Origin of the sequence: Luteibacter aegosomatis, from assembly GCF_023078455.1 — a bacterium.
GTDB classification, from domain to species: domain Bacteria; phylum Pseudomonadota; class Gammaproteobacteria; order Xanthomonadales; family Rhodanobacteraceae; genus Luteibacter; species Luteibacter aegosomatis.
In genome coordinates this window covers 283,130-307,790 of sequence record NZ_CP095740.1, presented here as the reverse complement: position 1 = coordinate 307,790, position 24,661 = coordinate 283,130, and the positions used below count along the sequence as shown (strand labels likewise).

At 68.5% G+C, this 24,661-nt stretch carries 24 protein-coding genes; 16 read left to right on the top strand and 8 right to left on the bottom strand.

Annotated elements, in window-relative coordinates; genetic code table 11:
* The first annotated feature begins 8 nt into the window (after positions 1 to 8).
* From L2Y94_RS01310 to L2Y94_RS01275, 8 genes are all read left to right on the top strand, one after another.
* Complete coding sequence (locus L2Y94_RS01310) at positions 9 to 551, top strand: RNA pyrophosphohydrolase (protein ID WP_144912740.1); 543 nt, start codon at positions 9 to 11, stop codon at positions 549 to 551.
* Between the two features lie 50 nt (positions 552 to 601).
* Positions 602 to 811, top strand: coding sequence for a (2Fe-2S)-binding protein (locus L2Y94_RS01305; protein WP_425602422.1), 210 nt, complete (start codon positions 602 to 604; stop codon positions 809 to 811).
* Positions 812 to 912: 101 nt separating this feature from the next.
* On the top strand, positions 913 to 1,395 hold the full coding sequence (gene bfr / locus L2Y94_RS01300; protein ID WP_144912735.1) for a bacterioferritin: 483 nt from the start codon (positions 913 to 915) through the stop codon (positions 1,393 to 1,395).
* 190 nt (positions 1,396 to 1,585) lie between these two features.
* The gene (locus L2Y94_RS01295) at positions 1,586 to 2,335 is read left to right on the top strand and encodes a DUF6776 family protein (protein WP_247372477.1); all 750 of its coding nucleotides are present in this window, start codon (positions 1,586 to 1,588) and stop codon (positions 2,333 to 2,335) included.
* On the top strand, positions 2,322 to 2,756 hold the full coding sequence (locus L2Y94_RS01290; RefSeq protein WP_247372475.1) for a bactofilin family protein: 435 nt from the start codon (positions 2,322 to 2,324) through the stop codon (positions 2,754 to 2,756). Before L2Y94_RS01295 ends, L2Y94_RS01290 begins: the two co-directional genes overlap by 14 nt.
* A gap of 49 nt (positions 2,757 to 2,805) precedes the next feature.
* Positions 2,806 to 3,174, top strand: a complete 369-nt coding sequence (gene erpA, locus L2Y94_RS01285) for an iron-sulfur cluster insertion protein ErpA (RefSeq protein ID WP_247372472.1) — start codon at positions 2,806 to 2,808, stop codon at positions 3,172 to 3,174.
* Between the two features lie 10 nt (positions 3,175 to 3,184).
* Positions 3,185 to 4,174, top strand: a complete 990-nt coding sequence (gene nudC / locus L2Y94_RS01280) for an NAD(+) diphosphatase (protein ID WP_345780011.1) — start codon at positions 3,185 to 3,187, stop codon at positions 4,172 to 4,174.
* A 71-nt stretch (positions 4,175 to 4,245) separates the two neighbouring features.
* Positions 4,246 to 5,112, top strand: coding sequence for a cobalamin biosynthesis protein (locus L2Y94_RS01275; protein WP_247372471.1), 867 nt, complete (start codon positions 4,246 to 4,248; stop codon positions 5,110 to 5,112).
* 36 nt (positions 5,113 to 5,148) lie between these two features.
* On the opposite strand, the gene L2Y94_RS01270 is transcribed toward L2Y94_RS01275, so the two are convergent.
* Complete coding sequence (locus L2Y94_RS01270; protein ID WP_247372469.1) at positions 5,149 to 7,023, bottom strand: MFS transporter; 1,875 nt, start codon at positions 7,021 to 7,023, stop codon at positions 5,149 to 5,151.
* A gap of 56 nt (positions 7,024 to 7,079) precedes the next feature.
* Positions 7,080 to 8,363, bottom strand: coding sequence for a phosphoribosylamine--glycine ligase (gene purD / locus L2Y94_RS01265; protein WP_247372468.1), 1,284 nt, complete (start codon positions 8,361 to 8,363; stop codon positions 7,080 to 7,082).
* A gap of 141 nt (positions 8,364 to 8,504) precedes the next feature.
* On the opposite strand from purD, the gene blaOXA reads away from it, so the two are divergent.
* A complete protein-coding gene (blaOXA, locus tag L2Y94_RS01260) occupies positions 8,505 to 9,332 on the top strand; it encodes a class D beta-lactamase (RefSeq protein ID WP_247372466.1) in 828 nt (275 codons plus the stop codon).
* 100 nt (positions 9,333 to 9,432) lie between these two features.
* Here the strand turns inward: blaOXA and L2Y94_RS01255 are convergent, their stop codons facing one another.
* The 5 genes from L2Y94_RS01255 to L2Y94_RS01235 all read right to left on the bottom strand — a co-directional run bounded on the left by L2Y94_RS01255 (position 9,433) and on the right by L2Y94_RS01235 (position 16,429).
* Complete coding sequence (locus L2Y94_RS01255) at positions 9,433 to 10,797, bottom strand: AMP-binding protein (protein ID WP_283248514.1); 1,365 nt, start codon at positions 10,795 to 10,797, stop codon at positions 9,433 to 9,435.
* A 16-nt stretch (positions 10,798 to 10,813) separates the two neighbouring features.
* Positions 10,814 to 11,383, bottom strand: coding sequence for an L-threonylcarbamoyladenylate synthase type 1 TsaC (tsaC, locus tag L2Y94_RS01250; RefSeq protein ID WP_247372464.1), 570 nt, complete (start codon positions 11,381 to 11,383; stop codon positions 10,814 to 10,816).
* A 1-nt stretch (position 11,384) separates the two neighbouring features.
* Complete coding sequence (locus L2Y94_RS01245) at positions 11,385 to 13,910, bottom strand: DNA topoisomerase I (protein ID WP_247372461.1); 2,526 nt, start codon at positions 13,908 to 13,910, stop codon at positions 11,385 to 11,387.
* Positions 13,911 to 14,012: 102 nt separating this feature from the next.
* Positions 14,013 to 15,146, bottom strand: coding sequence for a DNA-processing protein DprA (gene dprA, locus L2Y94_RS01240; RefSeq protein ID WP_247372459.1), 1,134 nt, complete (start codon positions 15,144 to 15,146; stop codon positions 14,013 to 14,015).
* 122 nt (positions 15,147 to 15,268) lie between these two features.
* A complete protein-coding gene (locus L2Y94_RS01235; RefSeq protein WP_247372457.1) occupies positions 15,269 to 16,429 on the bottom strand; it encodes a LysM peptidoglycan-binding domain-containing protein in 1,161 nt (386 codons plus the stop codon).
* A gap of 207 nt (positions 16,430 to 16,636) precedes the next feature.
* On the opposite strand from L2Y94_RS01235, the gene def reads away from it, so the two are divergent.
* The 5 genes from def (at position 16,637) to L2Y94_RS01210 (ending at position 21,826) form a co-directional block, all read left to right on the top strand.
* Entirely contained in the window at positions 16,637 to 17,140 is a 504-nt protein-coding gene (def, locus tag L2Y94_RS01230) for a peptide deformylase (RefSeq protein ID WP_247372454.1), read from the top strand.
* Between the two features lie 2 nt (positions 17,141 to 17,142).
* A complete protein-coding gene (fmt, locus tag L2Y94_RS01225) occupies positions 17,143 to 18,087 on the top strand; it encodes a methionyl-tRNA formyltransferase (RefSeq protein WP_247372451.1) in 945 nt (314 codons plus the stop codon).
* Positions 18,084 to 19,400, top strand: a complete 1,317-nt coding sequence (rsmB, locus tag L2Y94_RS01220) for a 16S rRNA (cytosine(967)-C(5))-methyltransferase RsmB (protein WP_247372449.1) — start codon at positions 18,084 to 18,086, stop codon at positions 19,398 to 19,400. The genes fmt and rsmB overlap by 4 nt, the downstream gene beginning before the upstream one ends.
* Positions 19,401 to 19,541: 141 nt before the next feature.
* Positions 19,542 to 20,822 (top strand): O-antigen ligase family protein, encoded by a 1,281-nt coding sequence (locus L2Y94_RS01215; RefSeq protein WP_247372447.1) that lies wholly within the window; start codon positions 19,542 to 19,544, stop codon positions 20,820 to 20,822.
* Positions 20,822 to 21,826, top strand: a complete 1,005-nt coding sequence (locus tag L2Y94_RS01210; RefSeq protein WP_247372445.1) for a glycosyltransferase — start codon at positions 20,822 to 20,824, stop codon at positions 21,824 to 21,826. The genes L2Y94_RS01215 and L2Y94_RS01210 overlap by 1 nt, the downstream gene beginning before the upstream one ends.
* Here L2Y94_RS01210 and L2Y94_RS01205 read toward each other — a convergent pair.
* Positions 21,809 to 22,648, bottom strand: a complete 840-nt coding sequence (locus L2Y94_RS01205) for a glycosyltransferase family 2 protein (RefSeq protein WP_247372443.1) — start codon at positions 22,646 to 22,648, stop codon at positions 21,809 to 21,811. The genes L2Y94_RS01210 and L2Y94_RS01205 overlap by 18 nt on opposite strands.
* A gap of 67 nt (positions 22,649 to 22,715) precedes the next feature.
* Here L2Y94_RS01205 and L2Y94_RS01200 point away from each other — a divergent pair, with 67 nt between their 5' ends.
* Positions 22,716 to 23,549 carry a glycosyltransferase family 2 protein gene (locus L2Y94_RS01200; RefSeq protein ID WP_247372441.1) on the top strand — a complete coding sequence of 278 codons (834 nt, stop codon included), beginning with the start codon at positions 22,716 to 22,718 and terminating at the stop codon, positions 23,547 to 23,549.
* Positions 23,546 to 24,577 carry a CDP-glycerol glycerophosphotransferase family protein gene (locus L2Y94_RS01195; protein WP_247372439.1) on the top strand — a complete coding sequence of 344 codons (1,032 nt, stop codon included), beginning with the start codon at positions 23,546 to 23,548 and terminating at the stop codon, positions 24,575 to 24,577. Before L2Y94_RS01200 ends, L2Y94_RS01195 begins: the two co-directional genes overlap by 4 nt.
* Positions 24,578 to 24,661: the final 84 nt, after the last annotated feature.

Genomic DNA, 24,661 nt, shown 5'->3' with positions numbered 1-24,661 from the left:
GAGGGCGGATGATCGACGCAGATGGCTATCGACCGAACGTGGGTATCGTCCTCCTCAACGGGGACGGGCGCCTGTTCTGGGCGCGCCGCGTCAACCGCGACGGTTGGCAGTTCCCACAGGGGGGCATGCGCAGCGACGAGACCCCGCTCGAGGCCATGTATCGTGAGCTGGAGGAAGAAACCGGCCTCAAGGCGCACCACGTGGAGGTGCTGGCCGAGACCCGCGGCTGGCTGCGCTACCGCCTGCCCAGCCGCTTCGTGCGCCACCACCAGCGCCCCACCTGCATCGGCCAGAAGCAGGTCTGGTTCCTGCTGCGCATGGTCTGTACCGAAGAGGCCCTGAGGCTCGACGCCTGCGAGAAGCCCGAGTTCGACCTCTGGCGCTGGGTCGATTTCTGGTACCCCGCGCACCACGTGGTGAACTTCAAGCGCCAGGTCTATGAACGCGCCCTGCGCCAGTTCGCGCCCACCGTGGAGACGGTCTGCCGGGTCGAGGTGGGCCTCTGCCCGCAGCAGGGCGAAGCCTTGCGCCGGGCCGCCGAGAGCGGCTGACCGCCCCGTTCACATTTGCGCAGTTGACAATCGTTCGCATTCGCGTTCGAATGCGCGCCATGTACATCTGCATGTGCAATGCCGTCACCGACCACGCCATCCGCCGCGCCGCGGCCGAGGGCGTGAACTCGTTCGCCGAGCTCCAGGCCCGCACCGGCTGTTCCGATTGCTGCGGCGCCTGCGAAACGGAGGCCCGACAGTGCCTGCGCGACGCCGTCGCGACGCACGCGGGTCTCACCTTCCTGCCGACCCCGGCCTGACGGCGCCGCGCCGCGCGGACGCAAACCGTCTTCATTCGCGTTACGTCACCGCCTTTTCGGGCGACGTATAGTCGCACCCTGCTTACCAGGGAGATCCCACGATGAAGGGCGACGCGAAGGTCATCGAATACCTCAACAAGGTGCTCTACAACGAGCTGGCCGCCATCAACCAGTACTTCCTCCATTACCGGATGTTCAAGGACTGGGGCTACAACGAGCTCGCCAAGCACGAGTACGAGGAATCCATCGAAGAGATGAAGCACGCCGACAAGCTGATCGAGCGCATCCTCTTCCTCGACGGCCTGCCGAACCTCCAGCACCTGGGCAAGCTGCGCATCGGCGAAAACGTGGTCGAATGCCTGCAGGGCGACCTCGACCTCGAAATGATCGCCATGACGGACCTGCGCGAAGCCATCGCCTACAGCGAAGGCATCCACGACTTCGTGAGCCGCGATCTCTTCAAGTTCATCCTCGGCCAGGAGGAAGAACACGTCGACTGGCTGGAAACCCAGTTCAGCGTCATCAAGGACATCGGCCCCGAGCGCTACATGCTCAGCAAGGTCGGATCGATCAACCACGATTGATCGGAAATACCTCATGTCGCCCCTGCGAAAGCAGGGGCCCAGTGTCTTTCGCATCGACGAAGTGCGGCACAAGACGCTGGATTCCTGCCTTCGCAGGAATGACGAGCTAGAACGTGGCGGCTTTCCTTGACCGTTTCGAAACACAAGGGATATATCATCGATCCTTTCACGTTTCGTGCACGGAATTTCCATGGCACCACGCCAACCGCCTCGGTTCGTCGTGCGGACGCTCGGCGACGCGACGCACGAGCGGCGCCGACGGCTGATCCTGGGCGGCGCCTGGGTGGCGAGCGTCGCCACCGCCGCCGTTCTGGGCGCGTGGCTGGGTGCCCGGAGCCATGCGCCGGCTTCCGCCACCGATCGCGCCGTCCCCCGCCAGCTCGCCGCCGATGACGACGAGCTTCGCCAGCAGATCGCGAATCTCCAGCGCGCCGCCCAGGTGGGCGACGTCGCCACGCGCGAACTCAAGCGCAACCTCGCCGAGCGCGACGAGGAAATCAGCGGGCTCCGCACCGACCTCGCCTTCTATTCGCGCCTGGTCGGCGGCAACGGCCAGCGGGAAGGCCTGCGCATCCAGGCCGCGCGCACCACGCCGGTGAAGGATTCGCCCCAGGCCTGGAACCTCACCGTCACCCTCACCCAGAACGCCCGGCGCGGCGACCTGGTGAAAGGCACGGTGCACCTGGGCGTGGAGGGCATCCAGGGCGACAAGGTCGCCACGCTCGGCGGTGCCGCCCTGGGCCAGGGCGGCGGCGATCACGACCTGCCTTTTTCGTTCAAGTACTTCCAGCAGGTCCAGGGAACGTTCACCCTTCCGGAAGGATTCCAGCCGACGCGCCTTCGGCTGACCGCCTCCACGGCCGACGACGGCAAGGTCGAGGCCACCGTTCCCTGGGCCGATGCCACCCGCAACGAGGAGATCGACGATGTTCAACGGTAATCGGAAGAACCAGGCCCCCGCGGTGAGCGCCGCCGCCACCAGCCTCATCGCGCGCGGCGTCACCCTTCGCGGCGACATCGAGTTCAGCGGCGCGCTTCACCTGGACGGCATGGTCGAAGGCTCCATCCACGCCGCCCCCGGCAGCGACAGCGTTCTCACCATCAGCGAGACCGGAAGGGTCATCGGCCGCATCGAGGCGCCGCATGCCGTCATCAACGGCAGCGTGAAGGGCGACGTCGACGTCGCCGAGCGGCTGGAACTGGCGGCGATGGCCTTCATCGAAGGCGACGTGCGCTACCAGGTGCTGGAAATGGCCGCCGGCGCCCGCGTGAACGGGAAGATGATCCACAGCGCCCCGCTCACCGTGCGCCAACTGGCCGAAAACGCCACCGGCGCCACCCGCGCCCTGACCGAGGCTTGACCTGACACGGATCGGCGCCATCATGGACGGTATGAACAATCCTTTCCCCATGGCTCCCACCGCCCCGGCGCCGGACTACCGTTCGGCCGGCGCGCCACTGGTCTTCACCGAGGCAGCCGCCCGCAAGGTGCACGAGCTGATCGAGGAGGAAGGCAACGCCTCGCTCAAGCTGCGCGTGTACATCAGCGGCGGCGGCTGTTCCGGTTTCCAGTACGGCTTCACCTTCGACGAGGAACAGGCCGAAGACGACCTCGCCGTTTCCCGCGACGGCGTCACCCTGCTGGTCGATCCGCTTTCGCTGCAGTACCTCACCGGCGCCGAAATCGACTACACCGAATCGTTCAGCGGTTCGCAATTCGTCATCCGCAATCCCAACGCGAAGACGACCTGCGGCTGCGGCTCGTCCTTCAGCGCGTGAGCCGTCCCGCGTGAGCGTCGAGGCCGAACGCGACAAGGCGATGGCGACGCGTGCCCGCGAGAACGTGTTCGGTGGCGTCGACATCGACCGCATGGCCGAGCGCCGCGACGACCGCCTTTGGGTGGAAGACACCGAACGGAGCGCCGATGCCCGCTTCCTCGTGCTCGATGAAGAAGGCCGGGCGTTCGTCCAGGCGGGCATCGACCGGCCCTGCTGGATGACGCCGAGCATGCGCGCCGAACGCTTCGGCGACGTGCCGTCGACCCTGCTCGGCCTCGCGGACGGAAACGCCTGGTTCACCCTGGTGCTCGACGAGGCGCATGCCGAGATCTATGCCACGCTGACCCATGCCCGTCGCATGTCGTTGCGCGAAGCGGGCCTGCTTTTCGACGCGTTCGACGCCGGCCTGTTCGCCTACGCCAAGGGCATCACCCACTGGCAACGGCAGACCCGTTTCTGCAGCCTGTGCGGCGCGCCCACCCTGCTCGTATCCAGCGGCCACCGGGCGCAGTGCACCAACCCGCATGGCCCCCACCTGCACTTTCCGCGCACGGATGCCGCGATCATCGTCATCGTCGAAGAGGGCGATGCCTGCCTGCTCGGCCGCCAGCGCGGCTGGCCGAAGGGTCGCTATTCCACGCTCGCCGGATTCATCGAACCGGGCGAATCGCTCGAAGATGCCGTGCGCCGCGAGGTGCGCGAGGAGTCCGGCGTCGAAGTGCTCCATGCCACGTACCACTCGTCGCAGCCGTGGCCGTTGCCCGCGTCGCTGATGGTGGGTTTTACCGCCACCGCGAAAACCCGGGAAATCCGCCTGCGTGACGATGAGCTGGAAGATGCGCGCTGGTTCACGGTCGACGACATCGTGCGCGGCATGGCCGAGGGCACGCTGGGCGTTCCGCCGCCGCTCTCCGTTTCCTACCGGCTCATCGAACACTGGCTCGCGCTTCGCGGCGTCAGCCTCGACGAACTGATCGCCGAGACCGCCGGAAGGGCGTGAACGAATAGCCTGAACAAGTTTCGGCCCATCCCCTACAATCGGGTCAACGACACGCGGATTTCCCTTACGTCATGGCCCTACGCCTTCTTGCCGTTTTCGTCGCCCTGGTCATCTGCTGGAGCGTGCCGCAACTTTCCCGCTGGCGCGATGATCGCTGGTTCCGAGGATGGGTGAATCGCCTGGGCGACCTGTCCGGCCCGGGACGCGTCGCCGTGGCATGGCTCGTGCCGCTCGTCGCCTGCGCGCTCGTCGCCGGCATCCTGCAGGCCCTGCCCTTCTTCGACATCGCGTGGTTCGTCTTCGCGGTGATCGTGCTCGTCTACACGTTGGGGCCGCGCGAGGTCGAGGCCGATATCGACGGCGTCCTTCGCGCCTCCGACACCTTGCGCCGTGACGAGGCCGTCGTACGCCTGCAGCACGACGAGGAGCCCCTGCCCTGGTTCGCGCCCGCGCTGGTCGAAGCCGCGTTCTACGCGGCGCTGCGCCGCCGCTTCGGCGTACTGTTCTGGTTCTTCGTCTTCGGCCCGGTCGGCGCCTTCGGCTATCGGCTGGCCCAGTGGCTGGGCCGCCAGGCATCGTTGGCGCTCGACGGCGACACCCGTACCGCCGCGCGGCGCCTGGCCGACGCGCTCGACTGGATCCCCGCGCACCTGATGGTATTCGCCATGGCGCTGGTGTCCGATTTCGATGCGGTGGTCGGTGCGTGGAAGCACTGGCACCGGCAATCGGGCAGCCCGCGCTCGCGACTGGAGCCCGATTTCCTCGGTGCCGTGGCCCGTGCGGGCGTCGATGCCGACGTGGAGGCCGGCGACGGCTACGTGCAGGACGTGAGCGACCCCCTCGCCGAGCTGGAGGATGCGCGCCGGGTGATTCGTCGCGTGCTGGTGGTGTGGCTGGCCGTGGTGGCGGTGATCGTGCTCGGAGCGTGGTTCGCCTGACCGCCACACCGACGCTTCGTTCGTCGTGCGTGCCTGCTAGGCCTTGTCGCCGCGTAGTTCGCCGACGCGCGCCTGAAGCACCGCCGCATTGGCGGTACCCACCGGCAACGCCTCCCCGCCCACCAGCTCGATCCGCGACCAGAACCGCCGCGGCAAACGCGCGCGCCTCAAGGCGCTGTCGCGCCGGCTGAAGATGCTGCCCCACATGCCGCGCAGGGCCAGCGGCACCACCGGCACCGGACGGCGCGCCAGGATGCGATCGACACCCGGACGGAACGGTGCGATGCCGCCGTCGCGCGTCAACCCGCCTTCGGGGAAGATGCACACCACCTCGCCGGCCGCGAGGGCTTCGTCGATGCGATCGAAGGCCTCCTCCATGAGCGCGGCATCTTCGTTGCGACCCGCGATGGGGATGGCCTTCGCCGTGCGGAACACGAACTTCAGCACCGGGATGTTGAAGATCTTGTGGTACATCACGAAGCGCATCGGACGACGCACGCTGGCCATCAGGATCAGCGGATCCATGAAGCTCACGTGGTTGCACACCACCAGTGCCGCGCCCTCGTCGGGTACGTTCTTCAGGCCATCGACGCGCACGCGGTAGAGCGTGTTCACCAGCACCCAGGTGATGAACCGCATCATGAATTCCGGCACGAGCGTGAAGATGTACACCGCCACGGCGACATTGACGACCGCGGTGATCAGGAAGATCGTCGGCGTATCCAGCCCCATCATCGTCAGGCCGATGCCGAAGCCCGAGGCGGTGCAGATCAGCAACGCGTTGACGATGTTGTTGCCCGCGATCACGCGCGACAGCTTGTCGCGCGGCGCACGGCTCTGCACGAAGGCGAACAGCGGCACCACGTAGAAGCCGGCGAAGGCGCCGATCATGGTGAGGTCGAGCGCCACGCGCCATGCGCCGGGCGCGGAGAGAAACGCCAGCGCGTTCACCGTCGCGTCCGCTTCGATGGACGGCCGGGCGAAGAACAGGTCGGCGGCGAACACGGTCAGGCCGAAGGCTCCCATGGGCACCAGGCCGATCTCCACGCGCCGGTTCGACAACCGCTCGCACAACAACGAGCCCGCGCCCGTGCCCAGCGAGAACAGCGTGAGCGCCAGCGTATTCACCGAGCCGTCGCCGTGCAGCACGTGGCGGGTGTAGTTGGGCAACTGGGCGATCATCACCGTGCCGAAGAACCAGAACCACGAGATACCCAGCACCGCGTTCCATACCGCGCGATCGTCGTGGGTGATCTTCAGCACCCGCCAGGTCTCGCTCAACGGATTCCAGTTGAATCTCAGATCCGGCGCCGTCGCCGGCGCGACGGGAATCGCCCGCGAAGCGACGTAGCCCGTCACCGCGATGACGATCGTCGCCAGCGACGCGGCCACGGTGCCGTAGCCGGCGATCAGCATCAGCGAGTTGCCCAGGATCATGCCGACCAGCATGGCGAGCTGGGTACCCGTCTCCACCAGCGCGTTGCCGCCCACGAGTTCGCCGCGCTCGAGCGCCTGGGGAAGGATGGAGTACTTGATCGGGCCGAACACGGTGGAATGCACGCCCATCAGGAACAGCACCACCAGCAAGAGCGACACGTGGTGGGTGAGGAAACCCACGGCCGCGATCGCCATCGCGGCGATCTCGAAGAGCTTCACGAAGCGAATGATCCGCGTCTTCTCGAATTTCTCGGCGAGCTGGCCCGCGGTGGCCGAGAAAAGGAAATACGGCAGGATGAACAGCGCGGGCGCGAGGTTGGTGTAGAGCGACACCTGCGCATCGGGCAGCGCCATCTGGAACGCCACCAGCATGACCATGGCGTTGCGGAAGGCATTGTCGTTGAAGGCGCCCAGCGCCTGCGTCCAGAAGAACGGCGCGAAGCGGCGTTTACCGAGGAGCGAGAACTGGGACATGCCGTGACCTTCCTGTCGTTTCGGCGGAGTGTAGCCGAAACGACGAACGGTTCAGGTCAGCTGCGGGAGAGTGCGCGATGGGCGATGTCGCGCCGATGGAACGCATCGACGAACCGGATGCGATCGGTGGCCGCATAGGCTTTCGCACGCGCGTCGGCGATGTCGTCGCCCAGCGCGCACACGGTAAGCACGCGTCCGCCGGCCGTGACGGGACGGCCCTCGGCATCGGTGGCCGTGCCCGCGTGGAACACCTTCACGTCCGGCCCGAAATCCGCATCGGCACCGGTGATGACGTCGCCGCCGCGCACCTTGCCCGGATAGCCGCCCGCGGCGATCACCACGCCCAGCGACGGACGTGCATACCACTCGGCCCGCACGCGGCCCACGTCGCCGTCGAGCGCCGCCTCGACGAGATCCACCAGGTCGGAACGCAGGCGGAGCATGATCGGCTGCGTTTCCGGATCGCCGAAACGCACGTTGAATTCGATGACCTTCGGCGCGCCGTGCGCATCGATCATCAGGCCCGCATAGAGGAAACCGGTGAACGGCACGCCGTCCTTCGCCATGCCCGCCAGCGTGGGCTCGATGATCTCGCGCATGACGCGCGCGGAGACCTCGTCGGTCACCACCGGGGCCGGCGAATACGCGCCCATGCCACCGGTGTTCGGACCCTTGTCGCCTTCGTCGCGACGCTTGTGGTCCTGGCTGGTGGCCATCGGCAACGCGTGCGTGCCGTCGGCGATGACGATGAAGCTGGCTTCCTCGCCGTCGAGGAATTCCTCGATGACCACGCGCGAAGAGGCGTCGCCGAACGCCTTGCCGCCGAGCATGTCGGTGAGCGCCGCTTCGGCTTCGGCCAGCGTCATCGCCACCACCACGCCCTTGCCTGCCGCGAGGCCGTCGGCCTTGATGACGATGGGCGCACCCTTCTCGCGCACGTGCGCCAGCGCGGGGGCCAGGTCGGTGAACACGGCGTAATGCGCCGTGGGAATGCCGTGGCGGGCAAGGAAATCCTTGGCGAAGGCCTTGCTGCCTTCCAGTTGCGCGGCCGCCGCGCGGGGACCGAAGCAGCGCAGGCCTTCGGCCGTGAAACGGTCGACCACGCCGGCGACCAGCGGTACCTCGGGGCCGACCACGGTCAGGCCGATGCCCTCATGCCTGGCCAGCGCCAGGAGGCCGTCGATGTCGGTCACGGCCACGGCCGCGTTGCGCAGCTTCGGCTCGATCGCCGTGCCGGCATTGCCCGGTGCCACGATCACCTCGTCCACGCGCGGCGACTGCGCGAGTTTCCAGGCCAGCGCGTGTTCGCGACCGCCGCTGCCGATGACGAGGACTTTCATGCCGAGACTCCAACCATGCCGGGAATCGCGCATTCTACCCGGCACGGCCCCCGCTCGCCCGGAAATGGCCCCGGTCCCGCCCCGGTGCCGGCCCTACGCCTCGCCAGGCTGGGCCTACCTTTCCGACATGGAGTACGACGCATGGTCCGCTTGCCATCCTTTCTCCTCGCACTGCTCGCGCTCTTCGCCACCACGGTCCACGCGAGCGAATGGCGCGAACATCCCGAATGGGGCCAGGCCTTCGCCGAGGCCCACGTCAAGGGCACGATGCTGGTCTACGCCGAAGGCGACGGCACGATGCACGTGTGGAACGCCGAACGTGCTCGCCATCCGTACGTGCCGGCTTCCACCTTCAAGGTATTCAACGCCATGGTCGCCATCGACACGGGCGCCGTGAAGGACGAGTTCGAAACCCTCGCCTGGGACGGCAAGAAACGTTCGATCGCCGAATGGAACCGCGCCAACAGCCTGGCCAGCGGCATGCGCTATTCCACCGTATGGTTCTACCAGGAGATGGCGCGCCGCGCGGGGCAGCAGCGCATGCAGTCGTGGATCGACAAGGTGGGTTACGGCAACCGCGACATCTCGGGCGGCATCGACGCCTTCTGGCTCGGCGGTGGCCTGCGCATTTCGGCCGAACAGCAGGTGGCGTTCCTGCGCCGCCTCGCCGACGGCACGCTGCCGTTCTCGCAACGCGCCCAGGAGATCGCCCGCCGCATCACCGTGTACGAGGCGGGCAGCGATTTCATCCTGCATGCGAAGACCGGCTGGGGCGGACATGCCGCGCAGGACGACCCGGACGAAAACAAGGCGCACGACCTCGGTTGGTACGTCGGCTGGGTGGAACACGGCGGCAAACGCTGGTTCTTCGCGATGAACCTCGACATCGTGACGCCGGAGGACGGGAACCAGCGGGTGGAACTGGCGAGGAAACTGCTGGCGGGGATGGGGGCGTTCGGCAAGCCCTGAGTCGCCGCCTTGCAGGCATCGCGGACAGGGTCCGCTCCCACCCTTCGGTAGAAAGTCCGTTACCGGAGGAAGGGAGCGGGCGCTGTCCGCGAAACGCGCGTCAAAGGGCCGGTCGGATCAGCGCCATCAATTCCGTGCGCGGCAGCTTGCCGGTCTCGTTGCGAGGCAACTGGTCGACGACACGCAAGGGCCGCGGCAGGAACACCGGGTCCATCGCCACGCGCAGCGCCGCCAGCACCTGCTGCTCCGAGAGCCCCGGCGCCACCACGAGCCCGGCGATGCGACGCACGCCGGATGCATCGGCCTCGTCGAGCTGGAAGAGCACGCCGTCACGCACGCCCTCGATCGCCAGCAGGCGACGGTTGAGGTCGCCCAGCGAGGCGCGTTTGCCGGCGATTTCCAGCAGATCGGTATTGCGGCCGCGAAGACGGAAACGGCGCCCCTCGTCGTGCAACGTGACGATGTCGGCGAGCACCACCGGCTCGGACAACTGCGGCGCATCCACGAGCGTGCCGTCGGGCTGCGGATGCAGTGCCACGCCGTCGTACAGCGTCCAGTCTTCTTCGGTGGAGGTGCGACGGCTGGCGAACACGCAGGTTTCCGTCGAGCCGAACACCTCGCACAACGGCGCGCCGAAACGGGCTTCCGCCGCCATCGCCAGATCGACCGGCATCGGCGCCGTCGCGGACACGATGGCCCCGAGCGGCGGCAGCGTCACGCCGGATTCGACGAGGGCGCGCAGGTGCACGGGGGTGATGACGAGCACGCGGGGCTCGGGCAACGAGGCGAGCGCCGTGGCCACGTCGGCGGGGAAGAACGGCCGCCCCGCATGGATGCCCACGTCGGACAGCAGCGGCATCACCACGGACATCTCCAGCCCGTACATGTGCTGCGGCGGTACGGTGGCGACGGTATGGAAGGTATCGCCCAGCACGACCGAGAGCATGTGCCCGTTGCCCGCGTTGCTGGCCACGAACGAACCCCAGGTCTTCACGTTGGGCTTGGGCTTGCCGGTGGAGCCGGAGGTGTAACCGATGGCCACGACGTGGTCGGCCGCGACCATGGGCACGTCGCCGTAAGCCGGGGCCATGCGCGAGAGCGGCGGCATGCGCAGGTAGCCCACGGGCGCCGGGTCGAGCGCCTGCTCGCCGATGGCATAGGCGCCCGGGTGGTGGCCCATCACCTCGTCGACCGCATGCGGCGCGCGCGACGGCGGCAGCAGGTTGAACTGGCCGCGCAACGCCAGTGCGGCGAAGGCGACCAGGAAGGCGTAGCGGTCTTCGCAGAGGTTGACCGCGCCGACGGCGTCCGGCAGCGCCTCCGCCACGAGCCGTACGTGGGCGAGGAATTCGCCCGCGCTGACGGCGGCGCCGTCACGCCAGGCGACCACGCGCGACGGCGAACCCGCGAGCAGCGGCAACGATGGCGCGGCGATGCGCCCCAGGAACCCTTGGACGATGGACAAAGCGTGACTCCCCCTTTCAGGCCCGGATGATAGCGCCGGACAGCGCGTCGCGGATGACCGTGGGCCGGTCGAGGCCACCCAGGGGGGCGTCCATGGCGCCGTCGAGACGGTCGCCGAAATAGCGTTCGAGGGTGGCGACGTCGCGGGCGGGTGGCTCGCCATGGGGATTGGCGCTGGTGGATACCAGGGGCGCGCCGAAAGCCCGGCAGAGCAAGGCGGCGGGTTCGTGCGCCGTGACCCGCAGGGCGATGCCCGCGTGCGCGCCGGCCACCCAGTCGGGCACCTTCGCGCTGCGCGGGAACACCCAGGTGTTGGGGCCGGGCCAGGAGGCTCGCGCCTGCGCCAGCACTTCGTCGGGCACCGAGGCGAGATCGATGTAGGGCTCCACCTGCTCGACATCCGCCGCGATGAGCAACACGCCCTGCGTCGCGGGCCGTTCCTTCAGCGCGAACAGACGCTCGAAGGCGATCCGGTCGTGCGGATCGCATCCCAGTCCGTAGACGGCCTCGGTGGGATAGGCGAGTACGCCGCCGCCGCGCAACAGCGCGACGGCCGCGTCGACGGTAGCCGCATCGAAGCGACGCATGTCAGTCCGCGACGCGCGCCGTCTTGGCGGCGGTCTTCGTGGTCGCGGCCTTCTTCGCAGCCGTTTTCTTCGTCGCGGTCTTCTTCGCCGCGGTCTTCCTGGCCGTGGCTTTCTTCGCCGCCGTCTTCTTGGTGGCCGCCTTCTTCACCGCGGTCTTCTTCGCCGGGGCGTCCTTGGCGGCCGCCGTCTTCTTCGCCGCGACCTTCTTGGCGGCGGTCTTCTTGGCCGCCTTGCCGCCACGCGGCTTCTTCACCGGAGCGGCCGCGAGAAGCTCGATGCACTCGGCTTCGGTAAGCGTCTTGGGATCGCGATCCTTCGGGATGCGCGCGTTCTTTTCGCCGTCGGTGATGTACGGGCCGTAGCGCCCGTTGAGCACCTGCACGCCGTTGCCGAAGTCCTGGATGATGCGGTTGGCGATGGCCTCGAGCTTCTCCTGCACCAGCTGCAACGCGCGGGGCAACTCGATGACGTAGGGATCGTCCTCGGCCTTGAGCGAGGCGTAGGTGCTGCCCTGCTTCACGAAGGGCCCGAAGCGACCGATGCCCACGGTCACCTCGTCGCCGTTCTCGGCCTGGCCGAGGTTGCGCGGCAGCTTGAACAGCTCCATCGCCTCGTCGAGGGTGATGGTGTGCATGCTCTGGCCAGGGCGCAGGCTGGCGTAGGTGGGCTTGTCTTCATCGTCCTTGCTGCCGATCTGCGCGTAAGCGCCGTAACGGCCCAGGCGCACCGAGACGGGCTTGCCGCTCTTGGGATCGTTGCCCAGTTCGCGTGCGCCGGTGGCCTCGCTGCGGTCCACGCTTTCGGTTTTGTCGTCGACCAGGGTCTTGAACGGCTGCCAGAATCGCTCGAGCAAGGGCACCCACTGCTCCTCACCGCGGCTGACCGCATCCAGTTCGTCTTCCAGGCGGGCGGTGAAATCGTAATCGACGTATTGCGCGAAATGCCCTGAAAGGAACTGGCTCACCGCGCGGCCGACGTCGGTCGGACGGAAACGACGGTTCTCCAGCAGCACGTACTCTCGGCTGATGAGCACCTGGATGATGCTGGCGTAGGTCGACGGGCGGCCGATGCCGTATTCCTCGAGCGTCTTCACCAGGCTGGCTTCGGAATAGCGCGGCGGCGGCTCGGTGAAGTGCTGGTCGGCATCGATGGCCGACACCGGCACCACGTCGCCCTGGGTCAGGCGCGGCAGGCGACGCTGTTCGTCATCGTCTTCGTTTTTCTGGTCCTTGCCTTCCTCGTAGACGGCGAGGAAGCCGGGGTCGACCACGGTCGTGCCGGTGGAACGGAACGCCGAGTCGGCGACCGGGAATTCGACCGATACCGTGTTGAGCGTGGCGTGGACCATCTGGCAGGCGACCGTACGCTTCCAGATCAGCTCGTAGAGCTTGCGCTGGTCGTCGTTGAGGAACGACGCGACGCTGCGCGGGGTGCGCATGGCCGAGGTCGGGCGCACCGCCTCATGGGCTTCCTGTGCGTTCTTCGACTTGGACTTGTACACCTGCGGGCCATCGGGCAGCGCCGTGCGGCCGTAGTCGCGACCGATCAGGTCGCGCAGCTCGGCCACGGCGTCGTCGGAGAGCGCCACCGAGTCGGTACGCATATAGGTGATGAGGCCGACGTTGCCCTCGCTGCCCAGCGCCACGCCTTCGTAGAGGCCCTGCGCCACGCGCATGGTGCGGCTGGTGGAGAAACCGAGCTTGCGCGCGGCTTCCTGCTGCAACGTGGACGTGGTGAATGGGGGTGCCGGGCGGCGCTTGCGTTCGCGGCTGCTGACCTCGCCGACGGTGAAGCGGCCGGCGGCCGCTTTCTCCAGCGCCGTGCGCGCGGCCTGGGCATCGGCCTCATTGGTGAGGTCGAACTGCTCGAACTTCTTGCCGTGGAGCTTGACCAGGCGCGCCTCGAAGGCGCCCTCGGGATGGGCGAGGCTGGCCTGGATGGTCCAGTACTCGCGGGCCTTGAAGGCTTCGATCTCCAGCTCGCGTTCGACGATCATACGCAGCGCCGGCGACTGCACGCGGCCGGCCGAGAGGCCCCGCTGCACCTTGCGCCAGAGCACCGGCGACAGGTTGAAGCCCACGAGGTAATCGAGGGCCCGGCGCGCCTGCTGGGCGTCCACGAGATCGTGGGAGAGCTTGCGCGGGTTGGCCACGGCCTCCTTGATGGCCTTGGGCGTGATCTCGCTGAAGACCACGCGCTGGACGTCCTTGCCCTCGAGCAGGCCGCGCTCCCGGAGGATCTCGCTGATGTGCCAGGAAATGGCCTCGCCTTCGCGATCCAAGTCGGTGGCGAGATAGATGCTGCTGGCCTTGCTGGCCGCCTTGGCGATGGCGTCGACGTGCTTCTCGTTGCGGTCGATCACTTCGTAGGCCATGGCGAAGCCGTGATCGGGGTCGACCGCGCCCTCCTTCGGCCGCAGGTCACGCACGTGACCGTACGACGCCAGCACCTGGAAGTCGGTGCCCAGGTACTTGTTGATCGTCTTGGCCTTGGCCGGCGATTCGACGATGAGGAGGTTCTTTGCCATGCGTTGATCGATTCCGAAGTGCGCCTGGCCCGGGCGGGCCCACGCGTATGTATATATTTAGTTGGAAACACACCGCCGTGATGGCTGTCAAGCGCCGCGTCTTCAGACGACGCGCTGGTAGCGGTTGCCGGGCAACGAGGCGACCTCGCCTTCGAGCTCGAGCATCAGGAGCATCGACGAGAGGGCCCCGGGGGAGAGTCCGGTCGTGCCCACCAGGGCATCCAGGGGAGCTGGATCGTAACCCATGGCGTCGAGAAGGCGGCGATATTCCTCATCCTCCCGCCAGTCGACACCCGCCCGGCGGCCCGGCGGGGCCTTGGCCGGGGCCCGCTCCAGGCGGGCACGCAGCTCGGCGCCGAGTTCCATCGCGGCCGGCGCCAGCACCGCGAGAATCTCATCGGGCCGCTGGACCAGCCGGGCGCCGTCACCGATCAGCGCATGGCATCCCTGCGCCAGGGGATTGTGGATGGAGCCCGGCAGGGCGAACACCTCGCGCCCCTGCTCCCCCGCCTGACGGGCGGTGATCAGCGAGCCGGACTTCACGCCCGCCTCGATCACCAGCACGCCCAGGGAAAGCCCGGCGATGATCCGGTTACGCTCGGGAAAGTGATAGACCTGCGCATGGGTTCCTGGCGGGTATTCGCTGACGATGGCGCCCGATTCGGCGATGCGCCGCGCCAGCGCGTGGTGCTTGCGTGGGTAAACCCGGTCGGGGCCCGTGCCGATGACCGCCACGGTGGGCTGGCCGGCGTCGAGCGCGGCGGCATGGGCCGCGCCATCCACGCCGTCGGCGAGGCCGCTGGTGACCAGCAGGCCACCGGTCGCCAACTCCGCGGCGAAGCGGGCGGCATTGGCAAGGCCGGGCGGCTGGGCCTGCCGTGCCCCGACGATGGCGACCTGCGGCCGCAACAGCAACCCCGCGTCGCCCTTCACGAAAAGGGCGGCCGGCGGATCGGGCATCGCCTCGAGCTGGGGCGGAAAATCCTCGTCGGTGCAGCGGAGCAGTCGATGCCCCTCGCCCTCCAGCCAGGCCATGTCGGCGGCGAGCGTGGTGTCGTCAGGACGCTCGAGCCAGGCACGGCCCTCGGCGCCCAGCGCGTCGCCATGGCGGCCCAGCCAGGCCAGCAGCGCACGGGCGCCGCCACGCGCGGACAGGCCCTCGCGCAATTTGCGCGCGCCCAGTCCCGGCGTGCGCAGCAGGATCAGCCAGTCGCGAATGTCGTCGGAGTCGGTCATCCGCCCAGTGTAGAGGGGCGGGTGGCGGGAAGCGGCGGGGGCGAGGCCACGCCATGCGAGAGCCGACGCCTGCGTCGCGAGTGCGGTCCGTGCCCACGCGACGCGGGAACGGACCGACCCGTTTATTCCGGAAGGACGAGGCGGTCGCCGCGGTGGACCGGGCGCGTGGCGTCCATCAGCAGCGCGTAGCTCACGTTCTCGAACGTGCGGAACACCATCAGGTGGCCGGCGAATTCGTCGGGCAGCTGCACCGTCCGCTGCGAACCACGGATATCGGAATTGCCGGAAACGTCGTCGGAGATGCGGTCGCCCTGTGCCATCACGGTGAACGTGGTGCCGTTGTCGACGCCCTGGGCGCTACCCGCCGAGATGGCGACCACCTGGTGGGCGCCGACGGTGTTGCGGGCATCGGTGAAGGCGATCACGCGCGGATCGGCGGGCATCGACTTCGGTGCGTGCGGATAGAAATACGGGTCGTACGGCTTGTCGTCGACGGGCATCAGGCGGTCGCCCTTGCGGATCTCCCGCGTCGAGTCGACCCCCACGAGGGTCGTGACGTCGTTGTTGTGCGCGACCACCTCGGCCGTGCCGATCACCGTCACCTCGGTACCGCGATCGCTGCCCTTGCCCCAGTAATGCGTGTCGTGGCGGCTGTCCTCATGCCACGGCGAGGCGGTCATCGAGACGTCCGAATCCAGCTCGTCGGCCACGAACGAGCCCTGGCCCGGACGGGTCAGTTCGTCGGGGGTGTGGCCGTCGCCGGCATGCTGGCGGAAACGCTGGGTGGGACGAACGATGGCCCAACGCTGGCCGGGCTGCGCCGAATCCAGGTCGCGGGCGTAGATCTTCGCGCCCGGCGTACCACGCAGGCGGCTTTCCTCGAAACCGACGACGTAGGGCGACTGCTCGACCTCATCGGAATTCATCACGCGCATTTCCTTCAGGAAGGTGCGCACCTCGCCCAGGGGAATGGCGGTGATCGGCTCGCCCTCTTCGCGCACGCGCGGTTCGAGGCCGACATGGGTGGCGCCGGTGCCGTCCAGCGACAGGTTGAGCACGTCGCCCGGGTAGATCAGGTGGGGATTGCGCACCTGCGGATTGGCCTGCCAGATCTCCGGCCAGAGCCAGGGCTTGGACAGGAAGCGCGACGAAATCGCCCACAGGGTGTCGCCCTTGCGCACGGTGTAGGTATCGGGGTGACCGGGACGCAGTTGGGACGCGGCCGCGTACACGGCCACGGTGAAGAACATGCCGCCCAGCAGCATGACGAACTTCTTGATCATGATGGGATTTCCCCCTTCCCCTAGTGCTGTGGCGAGTGTAACTGAATCGTTAATACGTACAAGGCGGGCGGCGCTCGCCGGTCCCACGGGGCCAGCGTAGAATAGGGGGCCATCCTACAAGGTCCGTTTGCTTGGATTTCGCCGACTTGCCCGCATTTCGCGGGCACGGCGCCGCTTTCGGCCCACGCAACGCATCAAGGTGACACCGTGTCCACCCTCACCATCCTCGAGTTTCCCGATCCGCGCCTGCGCACCGTCGCCGCGCCCGTCACCGTGTTCGACGCCGAACTCAAGCAGTTCGTGGCCGACATGTACGAAACGATGTACTCGGCCAACGGCGTCGGCCTGGCGGCCACCCAGGTCAACGTGCACAAGCGCGTGCTGGTCGCCGACATGAGCGAAGACCGCAACGAGCCGCTCACGCTGATCAACGCCGAGATCCTCGAGAAAGACGGCCAGCAGGTCTACCAGGAAGGCTGCCTGTCGTTCCCCGGCATCTACGCCGACGTAACCCGCGCCCTGAAGGTGAAGGTCAAGGCCAACGACGTCGACGGCAACGAGATCGTGGTGGAGGCCGAGGGCCCGCTGGCCGTGTGCATCCAGCACGAGATGGACCACTTGGCCGGCAAGGTCTTCGTCGACTACCTCTCGCCGCTCAAGCGCAGCATGCTGCTCAAGCGGATGGAGAAACAGCGCAAGGCCAGCGCCTGAGCATGGCGGGCCGTTCCCTGCGCGTGGTGTTCGCCGGAACGCCCGATTTCGCCGTGCCCTGCCTCGAAGCCTGCCGCGCCTCCGGCGCGGAGGTCGTAGCGGTCTACACCCAACCCGACCGCCCGGCCGGGCGCGGCCGCAAGCTCGCGGCCAGCCCGGTGAAGGAAGCCGCCCTCGCGGCCGGGATCGCCGTCGAACAGCCCGAATCGTTCAAGGCCGAGGCCGATCGCGAACGGCTGGCATCGTACGCGCCCGACCTGATGGTGGTGGTGGCTTACGGCCTCATCCTGCCTCGCAAGGTGCTTGCCATCCCGCGCCTGGGCTGCTGGAACGTCCACGCCTCGCTGCTGCCCCGCTGGCGTGGCGCGGCGCCGATCCAGCGCGCGATCCTCGCCGGCGACGCCGAGAGCGGCGTCGACCTCATGCAGATGGAAGCCGGCCTCGACACGGGCCCGGTGCTGGTCGAACGCCGCACGCCCATCGCCGAGGACGAGACCGGCGGCAGCCTGCACGACCGCCTCTCGATGCTCGGCGCGGATGCCCTGGCCGAAGGCCTGCGCCGCACGCTCGCGGGCGAAACGCTGGTCGCGCGCGCCCAGGCCGACGAGGGCGTGGAATACGCCCACAAGCTCGACAAGGCCGAAGCACGGCTCGACTTCGCGCTGCCCGCCATCGCGCTGGAACGCAAGGTCCGCGCCTTCGATCCCTGGCCGGTGGCCGAGGCCGAGGTGGCGGGCGAGCGCCTTCGCATCTGGTCGGCGCGCGCCGTGCAGCGCGCCGTGGACGCCGCGCCCGGCGAGGTGATCGCCGCGTCGCGCGAGGGCATCGACGTGGCCTGCGCCGAGGGCGCGCTGCGCCTGCTTGCCGTACAGCGCGACGGCGGTCGCCGCATCGGCGCCGCCGATTACCTCAATGCCCGCCCGGAGCTGCGGCGGTCCACCTCGTGAGCAAACCGGCATCGGTGCGCGCGATCGCCGCCCAGGCGCTCGCCGACGTGGCCCTCTCCGGTCACTCCCTCCGCGACGTGGCCGATCGCAGCCTGCCTCGGCTGGCCGACGCGCGCGACCGCGCCCTCCTCACCGCGCTGCTCAACGAAGGGGCTCGCTGGTGGCCACGCTTCGACGCGGCGGTCGACCGCCTGCTCGACAAGCCGATCCGCCGCAACGAGCCCGTCGTGCACGCACTGCTGGTCACCGCGCTGGTCCAACTGGAAATCCTCGAGCTGCCTGCCTACGCGGCCGTCGCCGCCACGGTCGAAGCCGTGCGCGAACTGCGGCGCCCCCGCCTGGCCGGCCTCGTCAACGCCGTCCTCCGTCGCTGGCTGCGCGAGCGCGACACCCACCTCGCCGCACTGGACGCCCAGCCGGCGACACGCCATGCCCATCCCGCCTGGCTGGTGCGTGCGATCGAGCGCGACTGGCCGGCGCAGGCCGAGGGCGTGCTGACGGCCGCCAATCGCGAACCGTCGCTGATGCTGCGCGTGAATCGCCGCCGGGCCGAACGCGAACCGGTGGCCGTGGCCCTGCGCGAGGCCGGCTACGAGGTGGCCGCGCATGAATGGCTCAGCGACGGCCTCGTGCTTCCGCACAGCACCGACGTCACCCGCCTGCCCGGCTTCGCCGAAGGCCGTTTCGCCGTGCAGGACGGTGCCGCCCAGGTGCCGGCCGACCTGCTCGACCTCGCCGACGGCCAGCGCGTCCTCGATGCGTGCGCCGCGCCGGGCGGCAAGGCCTGCCATGCGCTGGAGCGCGCCGACGTGCGCCTGCTCGCCGTCGAGGCCGAACCGCGCCGGGCCCCGCGCATCCGGCAGAACCTGGACCGGCTCGGGCTCGCCGCCGGGGTCACGATCGCCGATTCCGGCGACCCGTCCGCCTGGTGGGACCGCACGCCGTTCGACCGCGTCATGATCGACGCCCCATGCTCGGCCACCGGCGTCATCCGCCGCCGTCCCGACGTGCGCCTGCACCGCCGCGAGGCGGACATCGACGCGCTCGTGACGCAGCAGGAGCGCATTCTTGCCGCCTGCTGGCAAACCCTTGTCCCTGGCGGCCTGCTTCTCTATGTCACCTGCTCCATCCTCCGGCGCGAAAACGACGGCGTGGTCGGTCCGTTCATCGAGGCCCACGGCGACGCCGAAGCCGTGCCGCTGTTGCTTCCCGCGGGTCAGGCCACCCTGGCGGGCTGGCAGGTGCTTCCCGGCGACGGCGATCTCGACGGCATGTACTACGCGCTGCTGCGCAAGAAGGCGTCACCGCGCTGAACGGTACGCCGTTCGTCCGGGTCCGGCCGCCCCCTCGCCTGTTGTACCATCGCCGTCATCCGCCCCCGAAAGGCGGCTCCGTACCGTTGCTGACGCTCGCTCGGCTACGGCGTTCCCGACGGGCGTCGATGGAAAACACGCATGACCGCAGCCGTAACGGCCGCCGATCCTAGGTACACCTGGCGTACCGTTCTGCTCAGCGCGCTCGTGGCGATCATCCCCATCGCCGTCTCCGTGTCCTGGAAGGCCAAGGCCCTGCCGATGCTCGCCCTCGTGGTGGTCGGCATCGTCATGATGTTCCGCCAGGCGGACACCCGCACGCGCTATCGCATCGTGCGCGCGATCGTGATCGTGGGATTGCTACGCTTCGCCTATGCCGTCTTCAGCATCGCATGGCACGGCCTGGGCTGGGGCGAACTCGACCTGCCGGCGCAAACGCTAATCTTCCTCTGCACCGCCGCGGCCTTCACCGCCATGCTCGACTGGCGGCTGATCTGGACGATCTTCGCCCTCACCACCTGCGTGCTCGGCGGCTCGTGCATCGTGCAGCACCATCTGCTGGGCGTCGAGCGCGCCTACGGCACCAATGGCGGCGACTGGAGCGCCATCGAATTCACCATGGTCACCCTGTGCATGGTGCTGTTTTCGATCATCCGGCTGATCCAGCCCGGCGTGTCGCGCGGCGAACGGCTCCTGCATGCGCTGGCGATCGCCATCGGTGCGTACGGCGCCATCCTCACGCAGAGCCGGGGCCCGATGCTGGCCTTCGTTCCCTCGCTCCTGGTGGTGGTCGCGGTGCACGTGCGTCGTACCGGGCGCTGGCACGGTGCCGCGCTCTGCGTGGGCGTGCTGGTGGCCGGCGTGATCACCGCCACGACGGCGCTCAACCACCAGGTGATGCACCGCTTCGGCGAGGTGCACGGCGAGATCTCCACCTTCAGCGAACACAACGTCGCGGGTCCCGTGCGCGAGCGCCTGGCCATGTGGGAAGTGGCGGTGCAGGCCTTCCGCGAGCATCCGCTGGACGGCGTCGGCATCGACCAGTTCGGCAGCTTCACCCGCGAACTCGCCACGCAGGGCGACGCCAGCCCGATCATCGCCCGCTACGATCATCCGCATAACGAATACCTGGAGGCGGCGGCCACGGGCGGCGTGCCGCTGCTGATCATCACCCTGCTGGTATTCGTCCTGCCCGCCGTGCACTTCATCCGCCGCCTCGGCCATCCCGACGAGTGGACGGCCATGCTCGCCACCGCCGGACTCGCGCTGGTGGTGATGTACGCGCTCTCGGCGTTCACCGACAACGTGTTCTATCGCGCGATGCCGCACTCGTTCTACATGTACCTCGTCTTCGGGCTCGCGCTCGCCACGGCGCTGCCCACGCGCGTGGCCCTCGCCGGGAGGCGGGAGGCGACGGGCTGATGGCACGCATCCACCTGCTCGCGTGGGACAACCGGCGCGGGCTCTCGCACGACATCGCCGTCGTCGAAGGGGCGCTACGCGAACTGGGCCACGAGGTGACGATCACCCGCCTGGGCTCGCGCCGTCACGACGGCGCCTGGCGGTTGCGCGGCATGCGGCTGCGCATGCGCTTGGCGTCGTGGCTGAGCCTCGGCCGCCAGCCCGCGCGCTTCGACGTCAACCTGTCGCTCGAACACGTACGCCCCGCCGCCTTCGGCCTGGCCGATGTCGATCTACTGATGCCCAACCCGGAATGGGTCTCGTCGCGCAGCCTGCGCTACCTGCCGCGTTACGACGCGCTGCTGACGAAAACCCACGAAGCCACCCGCATCTTCGAGGCGCGAGGCCTGCGCGCGATCGAGGTCGGCTTCCGCAGTCCCGACCGTTACGATCCCACCGTGCCGCGCCTGCCGCGATCCTTTCTCCACGCCGCCGGCTCGAGCCATCTCAAGGGCACGTCGACGCTGGTCGAGGTGTGGAAGCGCCACCCGGAATGGCCCCTGCTCACCGTGCTTCGCGCGGGCGCGGCCACCGAGGACGACGGCGGTGCCGCCAACCTGCGCATCGTGCGGGAGCGCCTTTCCGACGAGGAAGTGCGTCGCCTGCAGAACGCCAGCACGTTCCACCTGTGCCTGTCGCAGACCGAGGGCTGGGGCCACTACCTCGTCGAGGCGATGAGTTGCGGCGCCGTGGTGATCGCCTGCGACGGCGCGCCGATGAACCAGATGATCGACGCGACCCGCGGGATCCCGGTGGCGGCGCGCGAAGGCGAGCCGTATCACCTGGCGCGCACCTGGCACGTGGACGACACGGCACTGGAACGGGCGGTGGAGCGCGCCATCGCCATGGACGACGCGGAGCGGACGTCGCTCGGCCACAACGCGCGCTCGTGGTACCTCGCCAACCAGATCGCCTTTCCCGCCCGGCTCGGCGCGGCGCTGGACGCGCTAGACGTTCCCCGCTGACCCCGGCCGCACGTCCGGCGGCGGCACGGCGAACTCGGCGAGGTGCTGGTCCAGGCCCAGCTCGCAGCGCACGAGCTTGCGCCGGCGGGTGTCGTCGAGGATGCGGTCGTTGGGGTTGTCGACGATGTTCTTGCGGGTGCGGTGGTAGAGGTGCGTGGCCAGCCCGCTGAAGCGCATCTCGCGGCGGTAGAGGCCGTGGTGATAGGCGCGGTGGACCAGTTCGGTGTCCTCGCGGCCCCAGCCGGTCATGGCCTCGTTGAAGCCGTTGATGGCGATGAGATCGTCGCGCCAGAAACCCCAGTTGCAACTCTTGATGCCGCGCGTCTTCCGCCCGGGCTTCGCGTACCGGCGCGCCAGCCACGGCAGGCGCAAGGTATGGCGGCGACGCTCGATGCCCGGCGTGAAGAACGTGGCGCGCACCGAGCCGTCGGCGAGCATGCGCCGGGTGAGGTTCTCGTCGCTGAGCACGCGCGAGCCCTGCACGTAGCACCCCTTCATGGCGAAGGCCTCGTGGTCGGCCACGAAGTGCGGTTCGGCCACCATGTCGCCGTCGATGAGGATGACGTAGTCGCCGGTGGCGGCCGCGATGGCGCGGTTGCGGGCGCGGCTCATGCGCGCGCCGTCGTCGGGCTGCCACAGGTGCACGAGGCGCACCGGGAAGGTGGCCGCCACCCGCTCGATCACCTCGCGGGTATCGGCGCGCGAGCCGTCGTCGGTGACGATGACCTCGTCGGGCAGGCGGGTCTGCCGGGCCAGTGCCTCGAGCACGCGCTCGAGGGCCGCGGGCCAGTTGTAGGTGATGATGGCGACGGTGATGCGCATGGCGGCGAAGCATAGCCGGTTCAGGCTAAACGGCGGCGGTCCGGCTTCCATCGGGTAGACTTTCGCGATGGCGAGCCTCCCCCTGACCCTTGTAGTGATCACCTATAACGAGGCGCATACGATCGCCCGCTGCCTGGACAGCGTGCCCTTCGCCGCCGAGAAGGTGGTGGTGGACAGCGGCAGCACCGACGACACGGTCGCCATCGCCCAGGCGCACGGCGCCCGGGTGGTACACCAGGACTGGCTGGGCTTCGGGCCGCAGCGAAATTTCGCCACCACCCAGGCCAGCCACGACTGGCTGCTCGCCCTGGACGCCGACGAGTTCCTCTCCCCCGAACTGGCCGCCGAGCTGGAGGCCGCCCTGCCCGCCATCCAGGCGGGTAACGACGCGGCCGTGTACCTGCGTCGGCGCACCATCTACATGGGCCGGCCGATGCGCTGGTATCGCCCCTCGGTGGGCGAGAAGATGGCCCGCCTGTGGCACCGCGACCGTGCCCGCTGGACCGACGCCCGCGTGCATGAATCCCTGCGCTTCGACGGCGCCTCGCGGACGCTGCGCGCGCCCTTCGACCACGTGAACAATCCCAGCCTCGTCGAGAAGCAGCTCAAGGTGCTGCGCTATGCCGAGCTGAAGTGCCGCGACTGGTACGACAAGGGCAAGTCGGCGCGCATGTGGCAGACGCCGTTCGTGTTCCTGCTCGCCTTCATCAAGGATTACCTCTTCCGCCTTGCCGTCCTCGACGGCTGGCGCGGTTTCATCATCGCGCAGACGGCGGCGAGCTACGCCGTGTACAAGCGCATGCGCTACTACGAAATGCGGCACAACCCGGCCTCGCGCGAGTCGGCCGCCACCGCCCTGCATCGCCACGGCCTCGACCGCGGCTCGGACACCACGACATGAAGAAGCACTACCTCCTTTACGGCTCCGAGCGTTACGCGCTGGCCATCCTGCGTCCGCTGCAGAAGGCCATCCGCGAACGCGGCCACGAGGCGGCGTGGTTCTTCGACGGCCCCGGTGGCGAAGACCTCGTCGAGGGCGAGACCTGGCTGCGCACCACCGAGGAAGTGCGCAGCTACGACCCGATCGCCGTGGTCACCTCGTCGAACGCGGTGCCGCACTTCTTCCCGGGCGTGAAGGTGGAAACCTTCCACGGTTTCGACGCGGGCAAGCCGCGGCACATCTACATCCGCGGTTTCTTCGACCTCTACTGCACCACCGGCCCGCGCGACACCCAGGCCTTCGGCGAGATCGCCGCGAAGCTCGGCCATTTCGCCGTGAAGGAAACCGGCTGGCCGAAGCTCGACCCCTACATGGGCGAGATCGGCCGCCGTCCGCTGCCCCCGGTGAAGCGCCCGCCGGTGATCCTCTACCACTCCACGTTCTCGCCCTCGTGGAGCGCCGCCGAGATCCTCTACGACAAGGTGAAGGAACTCTCGCGCGACGGCCGCTACCGTTTCGTGGTCACCTTCCACCCGAAGATGAACCCGGAAACCACGGCGAAATTCAAGGCGCTCCAGAACGACTACCTGCGCTTTGCCGAAAACGACAACATCCTGGAACTGTTCGGCGAAGCCGACATGATGTGCTCGGACACCTCGTCGGCGCTCAACGAGTTCCTGCTCACGGGCAAGCCGGTGGTGACGTTCAAGAATCGCCGCCCGGGCCCGCAGCTGATCGACATCGACGATCCGGAACAGTTCGAGCCCGCCATCGAGCGCGCGCTGTCGCGCCCGCCCGAACTCATGCAGGCCATCGACGACTACGCCAACGCCATCCACCCCTACCGCGACGGCCGGTCGAGCGAGCGCGTGCTCGACGCGATCGATGCCTTCATCGCCGAAGGGGCGCGTAATCGGCGCCGCAAGCCGCTCAACCTCTGGCGCAAACTGAAGATCCGGCGACGGATCGGCTACTGGGGCCCGGCCTGAGCCAGGGCCCTAGACGTCGTCGCGACTTCCCCAGGGGTAGGAGTAAGTCAGCCTTTGCCGGGCCCATGCGTTTAGAATCCACGC

What these genes read in the sequence shown, in the direction of transcription:
- L2Y94_RS01200 (WP_247372441.1), top strand. Translation starts at nt 22,716, where the DNA reads ATGGCGAGCCTCCCCCTGACCCTTGTAGTGATCACCTATAACGAGGCG.
- fmt (WP_247372451.1), top strand. Translation starts at nt 17,143, where the DNA reads ATGGCGGGCCGTTCCCTGCGCGTGGTGTTCGCCGGAACGCCCGATTTC.
- erpA (WP_247372472.1), top strand. Translation starts at nt 2,806, where the DNA reads ATGGCTCCCACCGCCCCGGCGCCGGACTACCGTTCGGCCGGCGCGCCA.
- L2Y94_RS01270 (WP_247372469.1), bottom strand. Translation starts at nt 7,023, where the DNA reads ATGTCCCAGTTCTCGCTCCTCGGTAAACGCCGCTTCGCGCCGTTCTTC.
- L2Y94_RS01305 (WP_425602422.1), top strand. Translation starts at nt 602, where the DNA reads ATGCGCGCCATGTACATCTGCATGTGCAATGCCGTCACCGACCACGCC.
- L2Y94_RS01195 (WP_247372439.1), top strand. Translation starts at nt 23,546, where the DNA reads ATGAAGAAGCACTACCTCCTTTACGGCTCCGAGCGTTACGCGCTGGCC.
- L2Y94_RS01295 (WP_247372477.1), top strand. Translation starts at nt 1,586, where the DNA reads ATGGCACCACGCCAACCGCCTCGGTTCGTCGTGCGGACGCTCGGCGAC.
- purD (WP_247372468.1), bottom strand. Translation starts at nt 8,363, where the DNA reads ATGAAAGTCCTCGTCATCGGCAGCGGCGGTCGCGAACACGCGCTGGCC.
- L2Y94_RS01205 (WP_247372443.1), bottom strand. Translation starts at nt 22,648, where the DNA reads ATGCGCATCACCGTCGCCATCATCACCTACAACTGGCCCGCGGCCCTC.
- tsaC (WP_247372464.1), bottom strand. Translation starts at nt 11,383, where the DNA reads ATGCGTCGCTTCGATGCGGCTACCGTCGACGCGGCCGTCGCGCTGTTG.
- bfr (WP_144912735.1), top strand. Translation starts at nt 913, where the DNA reads ATGAAGGGCGACGCGAAGGTCATCGAATACCTCAACAAGGTGCTCTAC.
- dprA (WP_247372459.1), bottom strand. Translation starts at nt 15,146, where the DNA reads ATGACCGACTCCGACGACATTCGCGACTGGCTGATCCTGCTGCGCACG.
- L2Y94_RS01210 (WP_247372445.1), top strand. Translation starts at nt 20,822, where the DNA reads ATGGCACGCATCCACCTGCTCGCGTGGGACAACCGGCGCGGGCTCTCG.
- L2Y94_RS01310 (WP_144912740.1), top strand. Translation starts at nt 9, where the DNA reads ATGATCGACGCAGATGGCTATCGACCGAACGTGGGTATCGTCCTCCTC.
- L2Y94_RS01235 (WP_247372457.1), bottom strand. Translation starts at nt 16,429, where the DNA reads ATGATCAAGAAGTTCGTCATGCTGCTGGGCGGCATGTTCTTCACCGTG.
- blaOXA (WP_247372466.1), top strand. Translation starts at nt 8,505, where the DNA reads ATGGTCCGCTTGCCATCCTTTCTCCTCGCACTGCTCGCGCTCTTCGCC.
- L2Y94_RS01245 (WP_247372461.1), bottom strand. Translation starts at nt 13,910, where the DNA reads ATGGCAAAGAACCTCCTCATCGTCGAATCGCCGGCCAAGGCCAAGACG.
- L2Y94_RS01275 (WP_247372471.1), top strand. Translation starts at nt 4,246, where the DNA reads ATGGCCCTACGCCTTCTTGCCGTTTTCGTCGCCCTGGTCATCTGCTGG.
- L2Y94_RS01215 (WP_247372447.1), top strand. Translation starts at nt 19,542, where the DNA reads ATGACCGCAGCCGTAACGGCCGCCGATCCTAGGTACACCTGGCGTACC.
- L2Y94_RS01290 (WP_247372475.1), top strand. Translation starts at nt 2,322, where the DNA reads ATGTTCAACGGTAATCGGAAGAACCAGGCCCCCGCGGTGAGCGCCGCC.